This window comes from Streptomyces sp. NPDC059853, assembly GCF_042731495.1.
Lineage (GTDB): Bacteria > Actinomycetota > Actinomycetes > Streptomycetales > Streptomycetaceae > Streptomyces.
This window is the reverse complement of the sequence record NZ_JBHWJL010000506.1, coordinates 1-2,157: the sequence shown is the minus strand read 5'-3', so window position 1 is coordinate 2,157 and position 2,157 is coordinate 1. Positions and strand designations below refer to the sequence as shown.

At 72.9% G+C, this 2,157-nt stretch carries 1 protein-coding gene; it reads right to left on the bottom strand.

Translation table 11 applies throughout. From position 1 onward, the window contains the following. On the bottom strand, positions 1-1,783 hold a 1,783-nt coding region (locus ACFV5N_RS27335), incomplete at its 3' end, for a nitrate- and nitrite sensing domain-containing protein (protein ID WP_385605074.1). Positions 1,784-2,157 lie beyond the last annotated feature (374 nt).

Below are 2,157 nucleotides of genomic sequence, written 5' to 3'. Positions count from 1 at the left end.
AGGAGAAGGTGATGGCGTTCTCCAGCAGCTCGGCCAGCAGATGCACCAGGTCGGTGACGACGGCGCCGTGGATGTCGTTGTCGGGGACGCCGGACATGTCGATCCTGGCGTACGACTCGACCTCGGAGGCCGCCGCCCGCAGCACGTCCACCAGCGGCACCGGCTCGGTCAGCCGGCGGCCCGGCTCCTCCCCCGCCAGCACCAGCAGGTTCTCGCCGTTGCGGCGCATCCGGGTGGCCAGGTGGTCGAGCTTGAAGAGGTGCTCCAGCTGCTCGGGGTCCGCCTCCCGGGCCTCCAGCTCGCCGATCAGGCCCAGCTGGCGCTCGATGAGCCCCTGGTTGCGGGTGGAGAGGTTGGTGAAGATGGCGTTCACGTTGCCGCGCAGCAGGGCCTGCTCGGCGGCCAGCCGGACGGCCTCGCGGTGCACGTGGTCGAAGGCCCGTGACACCTCGCCGATCTCGTCCCGGCTGGTGATGGGTATCGGCTCCACCCGGGTGTCCACGGCGCCCGGCTGGGTGCGCGACAACTGCTCGACCAGGGCGGGCAGCCGCTCCTCGGCGACGCCCAGGGCGGCGGTGCGCAGCTGGGTCATGGAACGGCTCATGGAGCGGGCCATCAGCATGGCGATGGCGAAGGCGAGCAGCAGCGCGGCCACCACGACGCCCGCGCTGATGACCATGTCGCGGCGCGCGGTGGCGGCGATGTCGCGTGCCTCACCGACCGCCGTGTCCACCAGTTCGCGCTCGATGGTGTGGTACGCGTCGAACCGGTCGGTGGCGGCGGCGTACCAGTTCTGCGGGGTCACCTCGTCGGCGTCCGGTCCGGACCCGCCGGCCCCGGCGGCGATCAGCGTCCCCATGGCGTCCATCTCGGAGCTGCCGGGCTCGCCGCCGGCCTGGGCCAGTACCTCGGCCAGCCGGTCGGCGTCGGCCTCGGCGCCGCCGGCGACGAACTCGTTGCGGGCGATGTTCTCCAGGTAGCGGTAGGAGCTGAAGGCGGTGAGCTGGCGCTGGGTCTGCTCGGCGCCGGGGCCGGGGGCGACCAGCAGATGGGTGCCGATGACGCGTTGCAGCGAGGCCGCCGACTTGGCGAGCGAGACGGCGTAGACGGTGCGGCCGTAGGAGGTGATGTTGCCGGTGCCCAGGCCCAGTTCGTTGGCGAAGGACATCAGGGGGTGCTGGACGGCGATGTACCCCTCCTCCGTCTCCACACCGGGCAGGTCCTCGCCGAACGCCGCGGAGCGCAGGGCCGCCAGGCCCGGCTCGGTGCTCTCCACCAGGGCGAGCCGGCGCTGGACGCCCTCGGTGTGCGGGGCGTCCTCCACCCGGGCCCAGAACTCGGCCGCCGCCTCGTCGGTGAGCGCGCGCGCCCGTTCGATGACCGGGTCGTCGGGACGGCCCTCCAGGAGGGGGCGCGCGGTGATGTCGCGCTCGTCGATCACGGCGTGGGCGTACGCACCGGCGGCGCGCACCAGTTCGGCCGTGCGCTCGGCGGCGTCCGCCTCCTGCCAGGTGTCGTAGGCGTCGTACACCCGCAGGCCCCCGAAGATGAGGGCGAGCAGCGCCGGGATGAGCAGGATGGCGTTCAGCCGGGTGGCCACCCGCCAGTTGCGGGGCGCGAAGCGGCTGCCGTGCGCCGCGGGCGCCGGGTCCCGGTCGTCGTCCCGGGAGACCGTGGGATGCGGTGTCCCGCCCGCCTGCGGCGGGGTGAAGTTCCCGCGCCCGGATGCGCCCGGGCGCTCCGGCGGCTGCGGGAACGGGGGCGTCGCCTTGCTGCGCCTCACTGGCCTCTCACCTCTCGGCATCGGCTCACCGTCCGGATGGCCGCCACGTCTGCGGAGTTGCTGTGGATTCCAGCACGACGAGGGGGGAGTTTCCAATCCCCGCGGACCGATGGATCCGGACAACCAGCGGGAAGGACATTCGGGTCAGGAGAGGGCAAGCGGCGGCATAGGCGCACGAAGTGCGGGCACCGCGCGCAGCGGTCCGGTCGCCGCCGGTGCAGAAGACGTGCAGAAGGTGTGTGCGGACATGATCGACATGGGGGGAGAGCGTGGCCAACGCCACAGTCCCCCCTGGGCGATCCGGGCGGCTGGATCAGCCCAGGCGGGCCATGAGGGCGTGCTCGACGAGGGTGATCAGCGCCGCCTTCGCCTCC